Origin of the sequence: Xanthomonas protegens, assembly GCF_038442435.1 — a bacterium.
GTDB lineage: Bacteria > Pseudomonadota > Gammaproteobacteria > Xanthomonadales > Xanthomonadaceae > Xanthomonas_A > Xanthomonas_A sontii.
Map to the genome: position 1 here is coordinate 126,584 of NZ_JAQJCQ010000004.1, position 20,731 is coordinate 147,314.

The window sequence follows — 20,731 nt, forward strand, 5'->3', positions numbered from 1 at the left end:
AACGCCGGCACAGCCGCCGCGCGCATGTGTCAGCACCGCCACACGCGGCGGCGCCGGCGACAAACCGCGGCCACGTGGCCGGCCTAGCCTGCGCGCACAAGAATCAGAGCTCTCTCTCATCGCCGCCGGCACTGCCGGCGGCATTTTTTTGCCCGCGCGTGCGTCGGCTCATTCCAGCATGTAGGCCACGCGCAGGCCGCCCCAGTGGCGCCCGCGGACGTGCACCGGCACCGACAGGTCGAACAGGATCTGGCCGGTATCGCGCCGATACACCTGCAGCAGATAGGGCTCGGTGTGGCGGCCGACATTGCGGCCGACCCGGTCGGCGAAGATGCGCTTGCTGCGGTTGCCGACCAGGTCGCGCGCGCGGTCGCCACTGAGCGGCTGGCTGAAGCGCAGATTGTGGGTCGGCACGTAACCGTCGACGTTCGCGCAGATCGCGAACACGATCCACGGATGCGCGGCCAGCAGCGGCTCCTGCAGCGGCGGCAACAGTTCGTCGCACAGCGCATCGAACGCGGTGCGGTACTTGGGCGGGTCGATGCCGGGGATCGGCACGTACTCGGTGGAGAACAGCGCCTCCTCGCCGATGCGCCCGCGTAGCAGCGCTGCCTCGAAGGCCTGGCCGACGCTGACGGCAGCGGCCTGGGCCAGATCGCGCACGCGCGCATGCCGTGGCTGGCGCATCGGATCGGCGGGCAGGCGGAACAGGTTCACGCAGTCGTGCAGGGTATCGCTGCCCGCGGCCAGGTCGGCGCTGCGCTGCACCACCTGCGCGGCGTGCTGCAGATTGCTGCGGCTGAGCCCAACCACGTGCTCGATGGCACGGTCGATGCCGCCGATCTCCCCGCTCTGCGTGGCGATGCGGCCGGCCACCGCCTCCATCGCCGCACTGGCGCGACCGAGCAATTCGCCGATGCCGCCCAGCACCTGCTCGGTGCGCTGCGCCGAGGCCGCACTGTCCTGCAGGGCGGCGCCGGTCTCGCCGATGATGCTGCGCACGTCGCGTGCCGCGGTGGCGGCGCGTTCGGCGAGTTGCCGGATTTCGGTGGCGACCACCGCGAAACCGCGCCCGGCCGGGCCGGCGTGCACCGCCTCGATGCTGGCGTTGATCGAGAGAATATTGGTCTGGAACGCGACCGCATCAATCACCTCGATGACCTGGTTGGCGCGCGCCGAACGCCGCGCCACCTCCTGCATCGCCTGGCCGAGGATGCGCGCCGCCTCCACACCCTGGCGGGCGCTGTCGTCTGCGCTGGCCGCCACCGCGATCACCGCGCGCAGGTCGCGGTCCATCTCGTGTAGGCTCTGCAGCAATTGCCGGGTGGTGGCGAGCACCGTCTGCAAGGCATCCAGTTGGGTCTGCGATTGCCGCGCCAGTTCGTCGTTCTCGGCGACCACGTGCGGCACGTCGGCGGCGATCTGCAGCGACAGCGCCACCGCCTGGCGGATCGCCTCGGCCAGGTTGCCGAAACCGGCCGACAGGCGCCGCCCCGGCATCGCCTCGGCCTCCTGCGCCGACAGCGGCGTGTGCAGCCCCAGATCCAGATCGCAGCCGGTCAGCCGCTCGCCGACCCGATCGAGCAGCGCCTGCGCCGCCACGCCCTCCTGGATCCGCTGCGCCACCGCCTGCAGCGCCGGGCTGATCGCGCCCTGTGCCTGGCCGGCACCGAGCATGGCGACGTCGCGCAACAGGGCCGCGGTTTCCGGATGCGGCAGCGACAGCAGCCAGCCCTGGCCACCACGGTCGCGGTCGCGCTGGTAGCGCACGCGGCGCGTGGGATCGGCTCCCGGTGCCTGCCAACTGCCTTCGGCGTCCACCAGGGCGGTCAGCGGCAGGCCCCAGATCGCCTCGCTGGTGGCGCCGAGCAAGGTCTCGGCCGGCATCCCCAGCAGGTCCAGGGCGGCGCGGTTGGCGGCGCTCACGCGACCATCGGACTCCAGCCGCAACAGGGCGATCGGCGCATCCGGCAAACCGGCAACGGGCGCGGCGTCGGCATCGGGACTGCGTGAGAACAAGGCCATCGGCGTCTCCCTCGGTGCTGCGGCCATGGTATCGGCTCCCGCCGCGCCCTCGCAGCGACGGACGCCGCAACCGGGATCACCATCATGCCCGGCGGCGTACCTCGACCGACACGGCCACGACGCGGCGATGACGTCGTCTTCGCGAAGATGCTTGCCTTGCAGCCCGACCGACCCGGTCCTGGGCGCCAAGCGCACGGTGTGGCGCGCCCTCGCCTCGCAGTGACAGCGCGATGCGCCAGGCGACGGCGCCGGCACCCGGCGCCGGTGCGGCGCGCTGTCTCCCCGCCGCTTGCCCTGCGTGCGTGTCGCCAGCGGCGGCGCCGCATCCGTTCCACGACTGGAGACGCTCCACCATGGTGTTCCGCATTTCCATCGCCTTGGTGGCGCTGCTGGTCCTGATCGCCGGCGTTGCCCCCGGCCCCTTCAATGGCGTGGTGCAGACCGCGCTGACCGACGTGATCCGCAGCGCCGGCTGGCTGTACCTGCTGATCGTGTTCCTGACCCTGAGCTTCCTGCTGTACCTGGCGTTCGGCCGCTTCGGCAACCTGCGCATCGGCGGCGAAGACGCCGAGCCGGATTTCTCGCGCGGGAGTTGGCTGTCGATGTTGTTCGCCGCCGGCATGGGGATCGGCCTGGTGTTCTGGGGTGCGGCCGAGCCGATCTCGCATTTCCTCAAGCCGCCGGAAGGGCTGGCGCCGGAGAGCATGCAGGCGGCACGCGCGTCGATGCGCTACGCCTTCTTCCACTGGGGCCTGCATCCCTGGGCGGTGTATGCGCTGATCGGCCTGGCGATGGCCTGGTTCCAGTACAACCGCAACGGCCGCGGGCTGATCAGCGACATCCTGCAGCCGGTCATCGGCCGCCATCACCGCGGCTGGATCGGGCAGAGCGTGAACATCGCTGCGGTGGTCGCCACCGCGGTCGGCGTGGCGACCACGCTGGGCTTCGGCACCATCCAGATCGCCGCCGGCGTGCAGCGCGTGTTCGGCGTGCACGCCGGAGTGCCGTTGCAGCTGACGGTGATCGCCGTGGCCTTCGTGCTGTACATGGTGTCCACCAGCACCGGCGTGGAACGCGGCATCAAGTGGCTGTCCAACATCAACCTGGCGCTGGCCGCGCTGCTGCTGGCCGCGGTGCTGGTGCTCGGCCCCACCGGCTTCATCTTCGACACCTTCACCACCACGCTGGGCGCCTACCTCAATCAGTTGGTGACGATGAGCCTGCGCATGTCGCCGTTCTCCGGCGACCGCTGGGTGGCCGACTGGACCATCTTCTACTGGGCCTGGTGGATCGCCTGGGCGCCGTTCGTCGGCGCGTTCATCGCCCGCGTCTCGCGCGGCCGCAGCGTGCGCGAATTCGTCGTCGGCGTGGTGCTGGCGCCGACCCTGCTCGGCTTCCTGTGGTTCTCGGTGTTCGGCGGCACCGCGCTGTGGTCGCAGCTGTTCGGCCATGTCGACATGCTGCAGGCCCTGCACAACGGCTACGAGACGGTGCTGTTCACCCTGTTCGACAGCCTGCCGGGGTCGCTGCTGCTGTCGAGCGTGGCGTTGTTGCTGCTGCTGATCTTCTTCGTCAGTTCCGCCGATTCGGCGGTGCTGGTGCTGGCCAGCATGTCCACCGACGAGGCCGGCGACCCGCCGCTGGCGCGCAAGCTGGTGTGGGGCGTGGCGGTGGCGCTGATCGCCGCGGTGCTGTTGCTGGCCGGCGGCCTGGATGCGCTGCAGGGCGTGATCACCATCGCGGCGCTGCCGTTCGCCTTGCTGATGGTGCTGGTGATCGTGTCGCTGTACCGCGTGCTCGATGCCGAGTCCAACCGCCAACGCCGCCAGGCGCAACGCGCCCGGCACATGATCGAGGCCTGGATCGCGCGCGAACAGGCGGCGCGGGACGACGCAGACGCGGCGGCGCCCCGCGCACAGGAATGAACGCCCCCGCGCGCGGCGTACCTCAGTAACCGGCGGCCTGCCCGTCCTTGCGGCTTTCCGAGGCGCCGTAGTACACGCCGCTGTCCGGATCGCGCGCGATCGCCTGGTAACCGCCGTACGGCCCGTCGGCGAAGATCACCCGATGGCCCTTGCGCATCAGTTCGCGGATGGTGTCGTAGGCGAAGCCGGTTTCCAGGTTCAGTTCGCCGCCGTCGCGCATCGCCGTGGCCTGCCCGGTCGGCTCGGTGGAGCCGTCGTGCTGGATGCGCGGCGCGTCGCCGGCCTCCTGCAGGTTCATGTGGAAGTCGATCAGGTTCATCAGGATCTGCACGTGGCCCTGCGGCTGCATCGCCCCGCCCATCACGCCGAAGCTCAACCATGGCTTGCCGTCCTTGGTCACGAACGCGGGGATGATCGTCTGGAACGGACGCTTGCCCGGCGCATAGCCGTTGGGGTGGTCCTTCTGCAGCACGAACATCTCGCCGCGGTCCTGCAGGATGAAGCCCAGCCCCGGCGGGGCCATGCCGCTGCCCATGCCGCGGTAGTTGGACTGGATCAGCGACACCATCATGCCGTCGGCATCGGCGACGGTCAGGTAAATCGTGTCGCCCTCTTCCAACTGCTTCGGCGTGCCCGGCTGCACTTCCTTGAGCGCGCGGTCCATCGAGATCAGCGCGCGCCGCTGCGCGGCGTAGTCCTTGGAGATCAGCCGCGCCAGCGGCGCCGGCTGGAATGCCGGGTCGGCGTAGAAGCGCGCACGATCGGCGAAGGCCAGCTTCTTCGCTTCGGTGAACAGATGCACGTGCTCGGCCGAGCCGAACGGAATCTTCGAGAAGTCGTAGCCTTCCAGGATGTTGAGCATCTGCAGCGCGGCGATGCCCTGGCTGTTGGGCGGCAGTTCCCACACGTCGTAGCCGCGGTAGTTGGTGGACACCGGCTCGACCCATTCGCCGTGGTGGCTGGCCAGATCCTCGTAGCGCAGGAAGCCGCCGTTGGCCTTGAAGTAGGCATCGACGGTGCGCGCGATCGAGCCCTTGTAGAACGCATCGCGGCCGCCGTCGGCGATCTGCTGCAGGGTGTTGGCCAGGTTCGGGTTCTTCCACAGCTCGCCCTTGCGCGGGGCGCGGCCGTCGATGGTGAACTGCTCCTTGAAGCCGGGGTACTGCGACAGCCGCGGCACCGAGCGGTCCCAGTAGTAGGCGATGGTCTCGGCTACCGGATGGCCGTCGCGGGCGTAGCGGATCGCCGGCGCCAGGTTCTGCGCCATGGTCCTGCGCCCGAAACGTTCGTGCAGCGCGAACCAGCCGTCGACCGCACCGGGCACCGAGACCGGCAGCGGACCGGTGGCCGGGATCTCCTTCAACCCGCGGCGCTGGAACTCGGCCAGGGTCAGCGCCTTCGGCGAGCGGCCGGAGCCGTTGTAGCCGTACAGCTTCTGCGTCTTCGGATCCCAGACGATGGCGAACAGGTCGCCGCCGACGCCGTTGCCGGTCGGCTCCATCAGCCCCAGCGCGGCGTTGGCGGCGATCGCCGCATCCACCGCCGAGCCGCCCTCGCGCATGGTTTCCAATGCGATCTGCGTGGCCAGCGGCTGCGAGGTGGCGGCCATGGCGTGCGGGGCGATCACTTCCGAGCGGGTCGCGAACGGCTGGCCGGTGATGCGGTCGGCGGCCTGCGCCGGCACCGACGTCGCCAGTGCCAGCGCGAGCGCCAGGCGCGCCAGGGAAGGAAGCGGAACGGACATGCGCGGCTCTCCGGAGAACAGGGGACGCCCACCGTACCCGAGTGCGGCAGATGCCGCCGCGCAGGCGCTCACATCGCGCCATCGCAAAGGCCGGATTTCCGCGCAATTGGCCCCATTCGCCGCCTGCGCCACCTCCGTTTCATGCGTAACCATGCAGCGCTGGCGCGGCTTTCGGCACATTCGCCCGCGGAGGCCCGCAACACAGTTGACAGTCGCGCAAAGCCCATGGTTATCTCGCTGCATGTTGCAGCGCCACACCCGCCCGAAGTCGACCCGCCAGCCCGCCGCGTTGCGCGCGGACGCTGCTGCGTCGCTCCTCGTACTCGTGCTTATTACCTCGCCCACAAGTGCGGGACGAACCGGCGTGTAAGCGACAAGCAGCCAGGATTCGATCAGACCCCGCACCGGCAACGGCGCGGGGTTTTTCGTTTCAGTGACCACGAATGCAAGACCCCTCTCCACTCCAACACCGTTCAAGGACATCCGCCCCATGACCAGTTCCGCCCAGCCCACCACCAAGATCGCCATCGTCGGTTACGGCAGCCAGGGCCGCGCGCACGCGCTGAACCTGCGCGAGTCCGGCTTCGACGTCACCATCGGCCTGCGTGCCGGCGGCCCGACCGAAGCCAAGGCGCAGGCCGACGGCTTCGTGGTGAAGAGCCCCGCCGAGGCGGTGAAGGACGCCGACCTGGTCGCGGTGCTGACCCCGGACATGGTGCAGAAGAAGCTGTACGAAGAAGTGCTGGCGCCCAACATGAAGCAGGGCGCGTGCCTGCTGTTCGCGCACGGCCTGAACGTGCACTTCGACATGATCAAGCCGCGCGCCGACCTGGACGTGGTGCTGGTCGCGCCGAAGGGCCCGGGCGCGCTGGTGCGTCGCGAGTACGAGATCGGCCGCGGCGTGCCGTGCATCTGGGCGGTGTACCAGGACAAGAGCGGCAAGGCCGAGCAGTTCGCGCTGGAGTACGCCGCCGGCCTGGGCGGTGCGCGCGCCAACCTGATCAAGACCACCTTCAAGGAAGAGACCGAGACCGACCTGTTCGGCGAGCAGGCGGTGCTGTGCGGCGGCGCCTCGTCGCTGGTGCAGGCCGGCTTCGAAGTGCTGGTGGAAGCCGGTTATCAGCCGGAAATCGCCTACTACGAAGTGCTGCACGAACTGAAGCTGATCGTCGACCTGTTCTACGAAGGCGGCATCACCCGCATGCTCGAGTTCGTCTCCGAGACCGCGCAGTACGGCGACTACGTCAGCGGCCCGCGGGTGATCGACGCGGCGACCAAGGAGCGCATGCGCGACGTGCTGACCGACATCCAGAACGGCACCTTCACCAAGAACTGGGTGGCCGAATACGACGCCGGCCTGCCGAACTACAAGAAGTTCAAGCAGGCCGATCTGGACCACCCCATCGAAACAGTCGGCAAGCAGCTGCGCGCCAAGATGGTGTGGCTCAACGGCGACGCCGCTGCCGCACCGGCCGCCGGCGGCACCAAGGCCGCGTAATCCGCGGCTCCCCCACCCGCTTCCACCGAAAGGTCGCCACCGTATGAACTCCTCCGCTCACGGCACGCCCCGCAACGGCGCGCGCTGGCTGACGCAGGCCCTGGAAGCCGAAGGCGTGGACACGCTGTTCGGCTATCCGGGCGGCACCATCATGCCGTTCTACGACGCGCTGGTAGACAGCCAGCTCAAGCACATCCTGGTCCGCCACGAGCAGGGCGCGGCGCTGGCCGCCAACGGCTACGCCCGCGCCAGCGGGCGGGTCGGCGTGTGCGTCGCCACGTCCGGTCCGGGCGCGTCCAACCTGGTCACCGGTATCGCCGATGCGATGCTCGACTCGGTGCCGATGATCTGCCTGACCGGGCAGGTCGCCACGCCGCTGCTGGGCACCGACGCGTTCCAGGAACTGGACGTGTTCGGGCTGACCCTGCCGATCGTCAAGCACAGCTTCCTGGTGCGGCACGTGGACGACCTGCCGCAGGTGCTGCGCGACGCGTTCCGCATCGCCCGCGAAGGCCGCCCGGGTCCGGTGCTGATCGACCTGCCCAAGGACGTGCAGCTGGCCGATGCCACGCATCTGCCCGCGCACGTGCCGGCGGCGGTGCCGACACCGTCGGCGCCGCAGGACGCGGTGCTGGCCGAGGCGCTGGCGGCGATCGCCGGCGCCGAGAAGCCGGTGATCTACGGCGGCGGCGGCATCGCCCTGGGCGATGCGGTGGACGCGTTCCGCGCGTTCGTCGACGCCACCCGCATCCCCACCGTGCTGACCCTGCGCGGCCTGGGCGCGCTGCCGCACGCGCATCCGCATTATCTGGGCATGCTCGGCATGCACGGCACCCGCGCCGCCAACATGGCAGTGCAGGAGTCGGACCTGCTGATCGTGGTCGGCGCGCGCTTCGACGACCGCGCCACCGGCAAGCTGGCCGAGTTCGCGCCGTTCGCGCGGGTCATCCACCTGGACGCCGACGCCTGCGAGATCTCCAAGCTGCGCCAGGCCGACATCGCCGTGCCCGGCGACGTGGCGCAGGCGCTGCGTGCGCTGTCCGCGGCGACCAGCACCTGCGAGGCCTGGCACGCGCGCTGCGTCGGCCACCGCGAGAAGTTCGGCGCGCGCTACGACGCACCCGGGCAGGACATCTATGCGCCGGGCCTGCTGAAGCGGCTGAGCGAACTGGCCCCGGCCGACACCGTGATCGCCTGCGACGTCGGCCAGCACCAGATGTGGGTCGCCCAGCACTGCCGCTTCAACCACCCGCGCAACCACCTGACCAGCGGCGCGCTGGGCACCATGGGCTTCGGCCTGCCGGCGGCGATGGGCGCGCAGTTCGCCTGCCCGGACCGCACCGTGGTGCTGGTCAGCGGCGACGGCAGTTTCATGATGAACGTGCAGGAGCTGGTCACCATCGCCCGCTGCAAGCTGCCGGTGAAGATCGTGCTGCTGGACAACAGCTCGCTGGGCATGGTGCGGCAATGGCAGGAACTGTTCTTCGCCGAGCGCTACAGCGAGATCGACCTGTCGGACAACCCGGATTTCGCCGCGCTGGCGCAGGTCTTCGGCATCCCGGCCAAGCGCATCACCGCGCGCGGCCAGGTCGAGGACGCGCTGGCGGAATTGTTGGCGCAGCCGGGCCCGGCGCTGCTGCACGTGGCCATCGACGCACGCGCCAACGTGTGGCCGCTGGTGCCGCCGAATACCGCCAACAGCACCATGCTGGAAAGCAATCCCGCTGCCCAGCGCCAGGAGACGACACATGCGTTACCAGCTTGACCTGGTGCTGAAACCGATCGACGGCGCCCTGCTGCGCGCGATCGGCATGGCCGAACGCCGCGGCTTCGCGCCGATCTCGATCAGCGGCGCGCCGGTGGCCGAGGACGCCGGCCGCTGGCACCTGCAGCTGGTGGTGGACGGCAACCGTCCCGGCGAGACCCTGCGCCTGCAGATGGAGAAGGTCTACGACTGCGAATCGGTGCGCGTGACCGCGCTGGATGGGGTGGCGTGATGGCGCCGGGATTGGGGATTGGGGAGTCGGGATTGGGCGCGCATCCCAACGTCCCGGCGTGCATGGCGGTCCTGCCGCGCCAGCGCCGTACCGCCATGCGGAGGCATCTTCTTCCACGGAGGTCGCTTCTTCGCGTCGCCCCCCCGGATTCCCGCTGCGAATCCCCACTCCCGAATCCCGACTCCCGGCGCCACCATGTCTGATGCCGGCCGCCCCGCCCCGCAGGAGCCGGACGTAGGCCACGTCGCGGTCAGCGTGGCCGACGTCCTGGCCGCGCAGGCGCGGCTGCGCCGCTATCTGTCGCCGACGCCGGTGCATTACGCCGAGCGCTTCGGTGTCTGGCTGAAACTGGAAAACCTGCAGCGCACCGGCTCCTACAAGGTCCGCGGCGCGCTCAATGCGCTGCTGGCCGGGCTGGAACGCGGCGACGAGCGCGCGGTGATCTGCGCCTCCGCCGGCAACCACGCGCAGGGCGTGGCCTGGGCCGCGCACCGCCTGGGCGTGCAGGCGATCACGGTGATGCCGCATGGCGCGCCGCAGACCAAGATCGCCGGCGTCGCCCACTGGGGCGCCACCGTGCGCCAGCACGGCAACAGTTACGACGAGGCCTTCGCCTTCGCCCGCGAACTGGCCGAGCAGAACGGCTACCGCTTCCTATCCGCCTTCGACGACCCGGACGTGATCGCCGGCCAGGGCACGGTCGGCATCGAGCTGGCCGCGCACGCCCCGGACGTGGTGATCGTGCCGATCGGCGGCGGCGGCCTGGCGTCGGGCGTGGCCCTGGCGCTGCGCTCGCAGGGCGTGCGCGTGGTCGGCGCGCAGGTCGAGGGCGTGGACTCGATGGCGCGGGCGATCCGCGGCGACGTCCGCGCCGTGGATCCGGTGCCCACCCTGGCCGACGGCGTCAAGGTTAAAATCCCCGGGTTCATCACCCGCCGGCTGTGCGCCAGCCTGCTCGACGACGTGGTGATCGTGCGCGAGGCGGAACTGCGCGAAACGCTGGTCCGCCTGGCGCTGGAGGAGCACGTCATCGCCGAGGGCGCCGGCGCGCTGGCCCTGGCGGCCGGGCGCCGCGTCGCCGGCAAGCGCAAATGCGCGGTGGTGTCCGGCGGCAACATCGACGCCGGCGTGCTGGCGACGCTGCTGTCGGAGGTGCGCCCGCGCCCGCCGCGCAAGCCGCGCCGCCGCAGCGCCGAGCGACTTCGCAGCCAACGTCCCGCCCCGCCCGCTCCTGCCCGCATCGCCGCCTCCCCGCATCCCCATCCGCAAGCCAACGCCGCCGTAGAGGAACCCATCTGGTGAACACTTCCGTTTCTTCCCAGACCCCCCGCATCCGCATTTTCGACACCACCCTGCGCGACGGCGAGCAATCCCCCGGCTGCAGCATGACCCCGCCGCAGAAGCTGGTGATGGCGCGCGCCCTGGCCGAGCTGGGCGTGGACATCATCGAGACCGGCTTCCCGGCCAGCTCGCAGTCCGACCGCGAGGCGATGGCGCTGATCGGCCGCGAAGTGCGCGGCCCGACCCTGGCGGTGCTGTCGCGCTGCCTGGCCGCCGACATCGAGACCTCGGCGCGGGCGCTGGAAGCGGCGGCCAATCCGCGCCTGCACGTGTTCCTGTCGACCAGCCCGCTGCACCGCGAGCACAAGCTGCGCATGACCCGCGAGCAGGTGCTGGAGTCGGTCCGCAAGCACGTCGCGCTGGCGCGCCAGTACGTGGACGACGTGGAGTTCTCGGCCGAGGACGCCACCCGCACCGAGGAGGATTTCCTGGCCGAGGTCGCCAGGGTGGCGATCGCCGCCGGCGCCACCACCATCAACCTGCCCGACACGGTCGGCTTCACCACCCCGGAAGAGATCCGCGGCATGTTCGCGCGGATCATCGCCAGCGTCCCCGGCGCCGACCGCGTGGTGTTCAGCGCGCACTGCCACAACGACCTGGGTTTGGCCGTGGCCAACTCGCTGGCCGCGGTGGAAGGCGGCGCGCGGCAGGTGGAATGCGCCATCAACGGCATCGGCGAGCGCGCCGGCAACTGCGCGCTGGAAGAGATCGCGATGGCGCTGAAGGTGCGCAACGCGTTCTACGAACTGGACACCGCGATCCACACCCCGCGCATCGTCGCCACCTCGCAGTTGCTGCAGCGCCTGGTCGGCATGCCGGTGCAGCGCAACAAGGCGATCGTCGGCGGCAACGCCTTCGCCCACGAGTCGGGCATCCACCAGCACGGCATGCTGCGCCACCGCGGCACCTACGAGATCATGCGCCCGGAAGACGTGGGCTGGGAGTCCTCGCAGATGGTACTGGGCCGCCACAGCGGCCGCGCCGCAGTCGAACAGCGCCTGCGTGCGCTGGGCTACGTGCTGGACGAGGCCGAACTGAACATCGCCTTCGACGCGTTCAAGGCGCTGTGCGAACAGCAGCGCGTGGTCAACGACGCCGACCTGCAGGCGATGATGCAGGACGCGCCGGAGAGCCAGGGCTACCGCCTGTCGTCGATGACCGTCAGCGACCGCGGCCAGCGCGCCAGCGCGCAGGTCGAGCTGTCCGATCCGGACGGCCAGCGGGTCAGCGAGCGCGCCGAGGGCGACGGCCCGGTGGACGCCCTGTTCGCCGCACTGTCGGCCGCCACCGGCGTGCAGTTGGTGCTGGACAGCTACCAGGTGCACAGCGTCGGCATCGGCGCCGACGCGCGCGGCGAAGCCAACCTCAGCGTGCGCCACGGCGAGGTCGAGTACGACGGCACCGGCACCAGCCGCGACATCATCGAGGCCAGCGCGCTGGCCTGGCTGGACGTGGCCAACCGCGTGCTGCGCCAGCGCCAGGGCGCGCCGGCCGCGGCCGACGCACTGGCCTGAGCGGCCACAGCGCGGTCATCGTCCTCGTGCACGCTCGCCTTCGCTCCCCTTCCCCGCCCAGCTTTCCTGCCAGGTAGTTCCGCAATGTCCGCCACTCCCCGCACCCTGTACGACAAGCTGTGGGACGCGCACGTCGTCGTCCCCGAAAGCGCCGCCGCCCCGGCGGTGCTGTACATCGACCTGCACCTGATCCACGAAGTGACCTCGCCGCAGGCCTTCACCGAACTCAAGACGCGCGGCCTGGCGCCGCGCCGGCCCGACCGCACCAAGGCGACGATGGACCATTCCACGCCGACCCTGCCGCGCGGCGCCGACGGCAAGCTGCCGTACTACACCCCGGCGTCCGAGGCGCAGGTGGACATGCTCGCGCGCAACTGCGCCGACTACGGCATCGAACTGTTCGACATGGGCTCGGACAACCGCGGCATCGTCCACGTGATCGCACCGGAGCAGGGCTTCACCCAGCCCGGCATGACCATCGTCTGCGGCGACAGCCACACCTCCACGCACGGCGCGTTCGGCGCGCTGGCGTTCGGCATCGGCACCAGCGAGGTCGGCCACGTGCTGGCCACGCAGTGCCTGCTGCAGCGCAAGGCCAGGACCATGGCGATCACCGTCGACGGGCCGCTGGCGCCGGGCGTCGGCGCCAAGGACGTGATCCTGCACATCATCGGCGTGATCGGGGTCAACGGCGGCACCGGCCACGTGCTGGAATACCGCGGCTCCACCATCGAAGCGATGGACATGGAGCAGCGCATGACCCTGTGCAACATGTCGATCGAGGCCGGCGCGCGCGCCGGCATGGTCGCGCCGGACCAGGTCACCTTCGACTGGGTCGCCAACACTCCGCGCGGTCCCAAGGGCGCCGACTTCGACGCCGCCGTGCAGCGCTGGTCGCAGCTGCGCAGCGATCCCGGCGCGCGCTTCGACGCCGAGGTGCGCATCGACGCGCGCGACATCCGTCCGACCCTGACCTGGGGCACCCACCCCGGCACCGCGATCGCGGTGGACGTGCCGATCCCGGCCGCGCAGGATCCGGCGGCGCAGAAGGGCCTGCACTACATGCACCTGGAAGCCGGGCACGCGCTGATCGGCACGCCGGTGGACGTGGTGTTCGTCGGCTCCTGCACCAACGGCCGGCTCAGCGACATGCGCGAGGTGGCGCAGGTGCTGCGCGGGCGCAAGGTGGCGCCGCACGTGCGCATGTTGGTGGTGCCGGGCTCGGAGATCGTCAAGCGCCAGGCCGAGGCCGAGGGTATCCACGAGGTGGTGCGCGCGGCCGGTGCGGAATGGCGCGAATCCGGCTGCTCGATGTGCATCGCCATGAACGGCGACCTGGTGGCGCCGGGGCAACTGGCGGTGAGCACCAGCAACCGCAATTTCGAAGGCCGCCAGGGCCCGGGGTCGCGCACCCTGCTGGCCTCGCCGCTGACCGCGGCCTGGGCGGCGGTCAACGGCCAGGTCAGCGATCCGCGCGCGCTGTTCGCGGAGGTCGCGTGATGGCGCCGCACATCGCCGCGTTCGCGGCCACGCTGACCTTCGTCGCCACCACCACCCGCGCCTTCGCGCACCGCCACCAGCCGCTGCTGCCGCCGCACGTGCCGCCCGCGGCGCTGCCGCCGGTGGCCGACGCCGCGGCGCCCGCCCCCGACTCCGCCGCTTCCCAGGAGACCCCGTGATGGCCGGCTTCGCCACCCTCACCTCGCGCAGCGTGGTGCTGCGCCAGACCAACATCGACACCGACCAGATCATCCCGGCGCGGTTCCTGTCCACCACCGAACGCGCCGGCCTCGGCCGCCACGCCTTCAACGACTGGCGCTGGCAGGCCGACGGCACGCCGAACCCGGAGTTCGCCTTCAACCAGGCGCACAACGCCGGCCGCCAGATCCTGCTGGCCGGGCGCAACTTCGGCTGCGGCTCCTCGCGCGAGCATGCGCCGTGGGCGCTGACCGACCTGGGCCTGCGCGCCATCGTCAGCAGCGAGATCGCCGACATCTTCCGCAACAACAGCCTCAAGAACGGCCTGCTGCCGATCGTGCTGGCCGAGGACGACGTGCAGACGCTGATGCAGCGCCCGGACGACGCACTGACCGTGGACGTAGCCGCGCGCGAGCTGCGCACGCCCGACGGCCGCGTCTACGCCTTCCCGCTCGATGCGTTCTCGCAGACCTGCCTGCTCGAGGGCGTGGACGAGATGGGCTACCTGTTGCTGCGCCAACCCGACATCGAACGCTACGAGGCCACCCATGCACGCTGACATCGTCGTCCTGCCCGGCGACGGCATCGGTCCGGAAGTCGCCGCCGCCGCGGTCGCGGTGCTGCGCGCCGTCGCCGCACGCCACGGCCACGACTTCCAGTTCCACGAACACGACATCGGCGGCATCGCCATCGACCGCCACGGCGAGCCGCTGCCGGCGGCGACGCTGACCGCCTGCCAGGGTGCCGACGCGGTGCTGCTGGGCGCGGTCGGCGGGCCGAAGTGGTCCGACCCCAACGCCAAGGTGCGTCCCGAACAGGGCCTGCTGGCGATCCGCCGCGGCCTGGGCCTGTTCGCCAACCTGCGCCCGGTCAAGCCGCACCCGGCGGCGCTGGACGCCTCGCCGATCAAGCCGCACCTGCTGCAGGGCGTGGACATCGTGGTGGTGCGCGAACTGACCGGCGGCATCTACTTCGGCGACAAGACCCGCAGCGCCAGCGACGCCAGCGACCTGTGCCGCTACACCGTCGCGGAAATCGAACGGGTGCTGCGCAGCGCGTTCCGTCTGGCACGGCAGCGCCGCAACCACGTGGTGTCGGTGGACAAGGCCAACGTGCTGGAAACCTCGCGGCTGTGGCGCGACGTCGCCGCCCGCATCGGCCGCGAGGAGTTCCCGGACGTGCGCCTGGAACACCAGTTGGTCGATTCGATGGCCATGCACCTGCTGGCCAAGCCGCGCGAGTACGACGTGATCGTCACCGAGAACATGTTCGGCGACATCCTCACCGACGAAGCCTCGATGCTGGCCGGCTCGCTGGGCCTGCTGCCGTCGGCCTCGCTGGGCGATGGCCGCATCGGCCTGTACGAGCCGATCCACGGGTCGGCACCGGACATCGCCGGCAAGGGCATCGCCAACCCCTACGCGACCATCCTCAGCGCGGCGCTGCTGCTGCGCCACTCGCTTGGCCTGGAAGCCGAGGCGGCGGCGATCGAGCAGGCGGTGGATGCCGCGCTCGACGCGCAGGCGTTCACCGCCGATCTCGCCGCGCCCGGCCAGGGCATCTCCACCGAAGCCGCCACGCAGGCGGTACTGCAGCGCCTGCAGGCCTGATCCGCGGCGGCGCGCCCGCGCCGGCCGTCTCCCGCCCGCCGCAGCGATGCGGCGGTGCGGACCGCAACCCTGGAACGCCCCGCGCTCTTCGCGACGCCTGCCTGGCGCGTGCGCGCGCTTCCCACACAACTTTCGTCGCTGCGACACCGACGCGCTGCGTCCGCGGTGCGGCAGCGGCCTAGCCGACCACCCGATCGCGGCCTTCGCGCTTGGCCTGGTACAGGTGCTTGTCGGCCTTCACCAGCAGGTCGCGGCGGGTGCGCAGGGCCGGCGACAGGCAGGCGAAGCCGATGCTGGCGGTGAAGCGCACCGCGCGACCGTCGTCGGCGTACAGCACCAGGTCGGCCACGCGCAGGCGCAGCGCGTCCAGGCGCGCGCGCGCCGGCTCCTGGTCCAGGCCGGGCAGCACCAGCAGGAATTCCTCGCCGCCATGGCGCGCAGCGAACGCCTGCTCGCCGAGGCTGTCGCGCAGCGCCTCGCCGACCCGGCGCAGCACCTCGTCGCCGATCTCGTGGCCGTAGGCGTCGTTGATTTTCTTGAAGTGGTCGATGTCCAGCAGCGCCACGCACAACGGCGTGCGCGTGCCCAGCGCCCGCTCCAGCGCCGTGTTGAGATAGGGATCGCCGGTGCGCCGGTTGGGCAGGCCGGTCAGCGCATCGTGCCCGGCCTGGTAGGCGAGCTTGCGCACCAGGTCCTCGCGTTCGAGGTTGGCCAGCTTCAACGCCAGGTTCTTGGCCTTCAGCTCGTGGGTGCGCTCGGCGATGATGGTGTTGAGCCGGCGCTGGCGGCGCCGGTAGCGATGGCTGCGGCCGCGGTACCACCACAGGATCAGGCCGGTCGCGCACAGCGCCGCCAGCACCACGAACGGCCAGCGCTCCCAGAACGGCGGCACCAGTTGCAGCTGCAGCGAGGCGCTGCCGATGCGTTCGCTGCGCGACCAGTCCAGCGGACTGGTCATCGCCTGCACGTCCAGGCGATAGCTGCCCGACGGCAGGTTGGTGTAGACGGCTTCCTCGTTGCTGCCGGCGTCGACCCACTGCCGGTCGAATCCCTGCAGGCGGTAGCGGTAGCGCACCTTGTCCGGCGAGCGGAAGCTCAGCCCGGCATAGCCGACCGCGAGCCGGGCGACACCGCCGTGCAGGCGGTAATCGCCACGCAGCGGCTGCGCCACGCCATCCACCTGCACATGCGAAATCACCAGCGGCGGCGCACGCACGTTGCGCCGGCTCGGCAGGGCCGGATCGATCAGCGCCAGCCCGGCCGAGGTCGGGATCAGCAGCACACCGTCGCGGCTGCGCCAGCCGGCCGGTGCGCTGCTGCCGTTGCCCTGCCCGCCGGGCATGCCGTCGCTGCGATCGACCACGTCCACCGCCAGGGTGCTGCGTTGGCCCGCGTCCAGCTCCGCCAGCCGCGCACGCGCGATGCGCAGCACGCCGCGATTGCTGTTCGCCCACAGGTTGCCGTTGCCGTCGTCGAGCAGCCGGAACAGCTTGTCGCGCGGCAGACCGACGCCGTGGTCGTAGATGCGCCACTGCCCGCCGCGCAGCCGCAGCAGGCCGCGGTCGCTGGCGACCCACAGGGTGCCGTCGGCATCTTCGAGGAAGTCGAAGGCGTTCTGTGCCGGGAAGCCGTGTCCGCTTGGCCGCGCCTGCAGCGTGCCGTTGCCCGCGAGCGTGGCGATGCCCTGATTGGTGCCGATCCACAGCACGCCGCCGCGGTCGCGGTACAGCGCCTGCACCTGCCGCCCGGGCAGACCGTCGGCGCTGCCGTAGGCCCGCGTGCGATCGCCCTTGCGGTACAGCAGCCCCTCGTTGCCGCCGATCCACAGGCCGCCGTCGGCATCGGCCAGCAGCGCGCGCACCATGGTCCGCGGCACGCCCGCGGCCACGCCCAGGCGTTGCCGGATCGCGCCGTCGGCCGACAGCAGCAGCACGCCCTGGTCGTAGGTGCCCACCCACATGCCGCCGTCGCGGGCAGCGGCCAGCGCCAGCACCGACGGATCGCGGCCCGGCCGCTCGCTCAGCCGAACCGCGCGGATGCGGCCGCCCTCCCAGCGGTCCAGGCCGGCGGCATGGCCGATCCAGATCGTGCCATCGGCGTTCTGCTCGACCACGCGCACGTAGTCGCTGCCGAGCCCGTCCTGGCGGGTCAGGCCGCCGGCGTCGCCCTTGGCGACACGGAACAGCCCGTCGGTGCTGCCGGCCCACACCAGGCCCTCGTGGTCCTCGATCAGCGCGGGGCTGACCACGCCGGAGATCGACAGGACTTCGTCGCTGGCGCCGTTGGCGGTGCGCCGCAACAGTTGCCCGCTGGACAGGCTCATCCACAGCTGGCCGTCCTGGTCCTGCAGTGCGGCATCGACGCGCTGGCCACGCCGCAGCCATTGCAGCTCGCCGTTGCCGCCGAGCCAGAACACGCCCTCGTCGCTGGCCACCAGCAGGCCACCGTGACGGTCGGGGCTCAGCCGCCGGATCGAGGCGGTGCGCATCGCCGCCGTGCCCCAGCGTTGCGCCTGCGTACCGTGCGCGGTCAGGCGGAACAGCCCCTGCGAGGTGCCCACCAGCACCGCATCGCGGTAGCACAGCAGCGCGGCGATGCGGGTCCGGCGCAGCCCCGCGGCGGAGCCGACATCGACCAGGCGGCCGTCGGCCTCGATCCGGAACAGGCCATCCTCGCTGCCCACCCACAGCGCGCCGTCGGCATCGCGCAGCATCGCGGTGACCCGCAGGCGCTGCGCGCGCGCATCGCCCAGGTGCTCCCAGCGCCCGGCGGCGTAGCGGAACACGCCGTCGTAGGCGGTGCCGACCAGCATGCCGCCATCGGTTTCGGCGAGCAGCGCGAACACCCCCGACAACTCCATGCCCGGCGTGTTCTGGCGATCGAAGACGGTGAAGGCGCGGCCGTCGAAGCGGGCCACGCCTTCCCAGGTTCCCACCCAGATCATGCCGTCGCGGTCCTGGGCCAGCGCGTGCACCAGGTTGTGCGGCAGCCCCTCTTCCATGGTCCAGCGCGCGATCACCGGGCGGTCTAGCACCGTGCGCTCGGTCAGCGGCGCGGCCGGTTCGGCGCGCGCGGCGGCACTGGCGCAGCACAGCGCCAGCAGCAGGCATATCACCACGCCCAGGCGGCGACACAGCGCGTGCGCGCCGTCGCGACTATCGTGACGCCGATCCCCCTGTTCCATCCCTTTCCGAATCACACCTGCAACGGCGCGCGGGTACCCCCTGTGGGCAGATGGCTAATCTATCACTGCCTGTTCGGCGCCGATGTCAGGGTGTTCCTGACGCCCATGCCTGGCTCACGGGGGCAGCGGCAGGGTCACGCAGACGCGCAGGCCACCCAGGGTCGGCGAGGCGTCCAGGGTCACCTCGCCGCCGTGCGCGGTCACCACCTCGCGCACGATCGCCATGCCCAGGCCGCTGCCTTCCACGCCACTGCCCAGCTCGCGGTGGAAGCGCGCGAACACCCGCTCGCGCGCCTCGGCCGGGATGCCGGGGCCGGAATCCTCGACGCTGAAGCAGACGCCGTCACGGCCGGCGCACAGCGCCACCTCGACCTGGCCCTGCGGCGGCGCATAGCGCAGCGCGTTGTCGATCAGGTTGCGCACCAGCGCCGACAGCGCCGCCTCGTTGGCCGGCAGCCGTGCCGGGTCGTTGCGGCGCAGGTGCAGGTGCTGGCCGCGGCGCGCCGCCTGGTCGCGCGCCTCCTCCACCTGCAATGCCACCAGCGCGTCCAGCGCCAGCGGCGACAGCGCCGCGGCGGCCGCGCCCGGCTCGACCCGGCTCAGGGTCAGCAACTGCGCGACCAGCCGCTCCACCCGGCGCACGCTGGCGTCCAGGTGCCGCTGCGATTCGCTGCGCTCGTCGGCGTCGCGGGCCTGGCGCAGGTTGTCGGCGTGCACCTTCAGCGCGGCGATGGGAGTGCGCAGTTCGTGCGCGGCATCGGCGATGAAGCGGCGTTCGCGCTCCAGCGCGGTCTGCAGGCGCCGCATCAGCCCGTTGACCGCGGCGACCAGGCCAAGGATCTCGCGCGGCACGCCCTGCAGCGGCAGCGGTTCCAGCCGCTGCGGGTCGCGCTCGCCGATCGCCTGCGACACCCGGCTCAGGGCGCCGCTGGCCCAGCTCACCACCAGCCACACCAGCACCACCAGCACCGGCAGGGCCAGCAGCAACGGCAAGGCCGTGCCCAGCGCGATGTCCTCGGCCAGTTCCTCGCGGATATCGGCCTGTTCGCCGGTCTGGAACCAGCGCCCGCCCGGCGAGCGCAGGCTGAAGGTGCGCCAGCGGTCGCCGTCCAGGGTCACGTCGGCGAAGCCGGCGCGCAGCGGCGCCAGTTGCCGGGTCGGCCCGCTGTCCGAGCGCAGCAGCAGATGGCCATTGCGGTCGCGCACCTGGAACGCGAGTTTGCTTTCGTAGGCGTGCCCGGTGCGGAACGCCAGCGCCTCGCCCACGCCCTGTGCCTGGCCATGCCAGCCGCGGATCACGATGGCGTCGCCGGCCGGGCCCAGCCGCGACAGATCGTCCAGCGGCTCGTCGACCAGGCTCAGCAACACGCGCGAGGACTGCACCAGCTTGGCGTCGAACATCTCGCCCGCCTCCTGCAGGCCAGCGCGGTAGCTCAGCAGCGCGGTCAGCGCGAATACCGGCACCACCACGCCGAGCAGGCCGCCCAGCAAGCGTCGCCGCATCGAACTCATGGCGCCGCCGTCGCGGCCTGGGTGTCGAGCGCGTAGCCGACCCCGCGCACGGTGCGGATCAGCGCCGGATCGAGCTTGCGCCGCAACTGGTGCACATGCACGTCCACTGCGTTGCTGGCCACGTCCTCGTCCCAGCCGTACAGCCGCTGCTGGATCGAATCGCGGGCGATGGCGCGGCCGTGGCGCTCGGCCAGCAGCCACAGCAGGGCGAACTCGCGCCGGGTCAGGTCCAGGGCACGGCCGCGCCAGCGCACCGCCAGGCGCTCCGGGTCCAGGTGCAGCGCGCCGATCTCCAACTGCGGCGTGGCGCGGCCGGCGCTGCGCCGCAGCAGCGCACGCGTGCGCGCCAGCAGTTCGGTGGTGTCGAAGGGCTTGCCCAGGTAATCGTCGGCGCCCACGTCCAGGCCCAGCGCGCGATCGGCTGGCCGCTCGCGCGCGCTGAGCACCAGGATCGGCACATCGGCGCCGAGCTGGCGGGTGCGCCGGATCACCTCCAGCCCGTCCATCCGCGGCAGCCCCAGGTCCAGCAGCACCAGGTCGATGTCGCCATCGCCGATCGCGGCCAGCGCGGCGGCACCGTCCTGCACCCAGTCCACCGAATAGGCGGCGCGGCGCAGGGCGGTGCGGATGCCCTCTCCCAGCGACAGGTCGTCTTCCACCAGCAGGATGCGCATGGCCGCAGT

At 71.3% G+C, this 20,731-nt stretch carries 15 protein-coding genes; 10 read left to right on the forward strand and 5 right to left on the reverse strand.

Annotated elements, in window-relative coordinates:
- Nucleotides 1-168: 168 nt before the first annotated feature.
- Complete coding sequence (locus PIQ37_RS06790) at nucleotides 169-2,025, reverse strand: methyl-accepting chemotaxis protein (RefSeq protein WP_342072873.1); 1,857 nt, start codon at nucleotides 2,023-2,025, stop codon at nucleotides 169-171.
- Between the two features lie 353 nt (nucleotides 2,026-2,378).
- Here PIQ37_RS06790 and PIQ37_RS06795 point away from each other — a divergent pair, with 353 nt between their 5' ends.
- Nucleotides 2,379-3,950 carry a BCCT family transporter gene (locus PIQ37_RS06795; RefSeq protein WP_342072874.1) on the forward strand — a complete coding sequence of 524 codons (1,572 nt, stop codon included), beginning with the start codon at nucleotides 2,379-2,381 and terminating at the stop codon, nucleotides 3,948-3,950.
- 22 nt (nucleotides 3,951-3,972) lie between these two features.
- On the opposite strand, the gene ggt is transcribed toward PIQ37_RS06795, so the two are convergent.
- Nucleotides 3,973-5,694: a gamma-glutamyltransferase gene (gene ggt / locus PIQ37_RS06800; protein ID WP_342072875.1), complete on the reverse strand. Its 1,722-nt coding sequence runs from the start codon at nucleotides 5,692-5,694 to the stop codon at nucleotides 3,973-3,975.
- Nucleotides 5,695-6,184: 490 nt separating this feature from the next.
- On the opposite strand from ggt, the gene ilvC reads away from it, so the two are divergent.
- The 9 genes from ilvC to leuB all read left to right on the forward strand — a co-directional run bounded on the left by ilvC (nucleotide 6,185) and on the right by leuB (nucleotide 15,352).
- A complete protein-coding gene (gene ilvC, locus PIQ37_RS06805) occupies nucleotides 6,185-7,192 on the forward strand; it encodes a ketol-acid reductoisomerase (protein WP_010343386.1) in 1,008 nt (335 codons plus the stop codon).
- 43 nt (nucleotides 7,193-7,235) lie between these two features.
- Entirely contained in the window at nucleotides 7,236-8,957 is a 1,722-nt protein-coding gene (gene ilvG, locus PIQ37_RS06810) for an acetolactate synthase 2 catalytic subunit (protein ID WP_342072876.1), read from the forward strand.
- Nucleotides 8,941-9,189 carry an ACT domain-containing protein gene (locus tag PIQ37_RS06815; RefSeq protein WP_010343388.1) on the forward strand — a complete coding sequence of 83 codons (249 nt, stop codon included), beginning with the start codon at nucleotides 8,941-8,943 and terminating at the stop codon, nucleotides 9,187-9,189. The genes ilvG and PIQ37_RS06815 overlap by 17 nt, the downstream gene beginning before the upstream one ends.
- Before the next feature lie 195 nt (nucleotides 9,190-9,384).
- On the forward strand, nucleotides 9,385-10,491 hold the full coding sequence (locus PIQ37_RS06820) for a threonine dehydratase (RefSeq protein ID WP_342072877.1): 1,107 nt from the start codon (nucleotides 9,385-9,387) through the stop codon (nucleotides 10,489-10,491).
- Nucleotides 10,488-12,044 carry a 2-isopropylmalate synthase gene (locus PIQ37_RS06825; RefSeq protein WP_342072878.1) on the forward strand — a complete coding sequence of 519 codons (1,557 nt, stop codon included), beginning with the start codon at nucleotides 10,488-10,490 and terminating at the stop codon, nucleotides 12,042-12,044. The genes PIQ37_RS06820 and PIQ37_RS06825 overlap by 4 nt, the downstream gene beginning before the upstream one ends.
- 84 nt (nucleotides 12,045-12,128) lie before the next feature.
- Nucleotides 12,129-13,544 (forward strand): 3-isopropylmalate dehydratase large subunit, encoded by a 1,416-nt coding sequence (gene leuC / locus PIQ37_RS06830; RefSeq protein WP_017910522.1) that lies wholly within the window; start codon nucleotides 12,129-12,131, stop codon nucleotides 13,542-13,544.
- Nucleotides 13,544-13,723: a hypothetical protein gene (locus PIQ37_RS06835; protein ID WP_267092772.1), complete on the forward strand. Its 180-nt coding sequence runs from the start codon at nucleotides 13,544-13,546 to the stop codon at nucleotides 13,721-13,723. The genes leuC and PIQ37_RS06835 overlap by 1 nt, the downstream gene beginning before the upstream one ends.
- The gene (leuD, locus tag PIQ37_RS06840) at nucleotides 13,723-14,301 is read left to right on the forward strand and encodes a 3-isopropylmalate dehydratase small subunit (protein WP_148828555.1); all 579 of its coding nucleotides are present in this window, start codon (nucleotides 13,723-13,725) and stop codon (nucleotides 14,299-14,301) included. Before PIQ37_RS06835 ends, leuD begins: the two co-directional genes overlap by 1 nt.
- Complete coding sequence (gene leuB, locus PIQ37_RS06845; protein ID WP_342072879.1) at nucleotides 14,291-15,352, forward strand: 3-isopropylmalate dehydrogenase; 1,062 nt, start codon at nucleotides 14,291-14,293, stop codon at nucleotides 15,350-15,352. The genes leuD and leuB overlap by 11 nt, the downstream gene beginning before the upstream one ends.
- Before the next feature lie 178 nt (nucleotides 15,353-15,530).
- On the opposite strand, the gene PIQ37_RS06850 is transcribed toward leuB, so the two are convergent.
- The 3 genes from PIQ37_RS06850 to PIQ37_RS06860 all read right to left on the reverse strand — a co-directional run bounded on the left by PIQ37_RS06850 (nucleotide 15,531) and on the right by PIQ37_RS06860 (nucleotide 20,722).
- Nucleotides 15,531-18,536 (reverse strand): diguanylate cyclase, encoded by a 3,006-nt coding sequence (locus PIQ37_RS06850; RefSeq protein ID WP_342072880.1) that lies wholly within the window; start codon nucleotides 18,534-18,536, stop codon nucleotides 15,531-15,533.
- Between the two features lie 114 nt (nucleotides 18,537-18,650).
- On the reverse strand, nucleotides 18,651-20,027 hold the full coding sequence (locus PIQ37_RS06855; RefSeq protein ID WP_407136747.1) for an ATP-binding protein: 1,377 nt from the start codon (nucleotides 20,025-20,027) through the stop codon (nucleotides 18,651-18,653).
- A gap of 17 nt (nucleotides 20,028-20,044) precedes the next feature.
- Nucleotides 20,045-20,722 carry a response regulator transcription factor gene (locus tag PIQ37_RS06860; protein ID WP_209030847.1) on the reverse strand — a complete coding sequence of 226 codons (678 nt, stop codon included), beginning with the start codon at nucleotides 20,720-20,722 and terminating at the stop codon, nucleotides 20,045-20,047.
- Between the last annotated feature and the right edge of the window lie 9 nt (nucleotides 20,723-20,731).

What these genes read in the sequence shown, in the direction of transcription:
- PIQ37_RS06850 (WP_342072880.1), bottom strand. Translation starts at nt 18,536, where the DNA reads ATGGAACAGGGGGATCGGCGTCACGATAGTCGCGACGGCGCGCACGCG.
- PIQ37_RS06790 (WP_342072873.1), bottom strand. Translation starts at nt 2,025, where the DNA reads ATGGCCTTGTTCTCACGCAGTCCCGATGCCGACGCCGCGCCCGTTGCC.
- PIQ37_RS06835 (WP_267092772.1), top strand. Translation starts at nt 13,544, where the DNA reads ATGGCGCCGCACATCGCCGCGTTCGCGGCCACGCTGACCTTCGTCGCC.
- leuB (WP_342072879.1), top strand. Translation starts at nt 14,291, where the DNA reads ATGCACGCTGACATCGTCGTCCTGCCCGGCGACGGCATCGGTCCGGAA.
- leuC (WP_017910522.1), top strand. Translation starts at nt 12,129, where the DNA reads ATGTCCGCCACTCCCCGCACCCTGTACGACAAGCTGTGGGACGCGCAC.
- ilvC (WP_010343386.1), top strand. Translation starts at nt 6,185, where the DNA reads ATGACCAGTTCCGCCCAGCCCACCACCAAGATCGCCATCGTCGGTTAC.
- PIQ37_RS06820 (WP_342072877.1), top strand. Translation starts at nt 9,385, where the DNA reads ATGTCTGATGCCGGCCGCCCCGCCCCGCAGGAGCCGGACGTAGGCCAC.
- ilvG (WP_342072876.1), top strand. Translation starts at nt 7,236, where the DNA reads ATGAACTCCTCCGCTCACGGCACGCCCCGCAACGGCGCGCGCTGGCTG.
- PIQ37_RS06815 (WP_010343388.1), top strand. Translation starts at nt 8,941, where the DNA reads ATGCGTTACCAGCTTGACCTGGTGCTGAAACCGATCGACGGCGCCCTG.
- PIQ37_RS06860 (WP_209030847.1), bottom strand. Translation starts at nt 20,722, where the DNA reads ATGCGCATCCTGCTGGTGGAAGACGACCTGTCGCTGGGAGAGGGCATC.
- ggt (WP_342072875.1), bottom strand. Translation starts at nt 5,694, where the DNA reads ATGTCCGTTCCGCTTCCTTCCCTGGCGCGCCTGGCGCTCGCGCTGGCA.
- leuD (WP_148828555.1), top strand. Translation starts at nt 13,723, where the DNA reads ATGGCCGGCTTCGCCACCCTCACCTCGCGCAGCGTGGTGCTGCGCCAG.
- PIQ37_RS06795 (WP_342072874.1), top strand. Translation starts at nt 2,379, where the DNA reads ATGGTGTTCCGCATTTCCATCGCCTTGGTGGCGCTGCTGGTCCTGATC.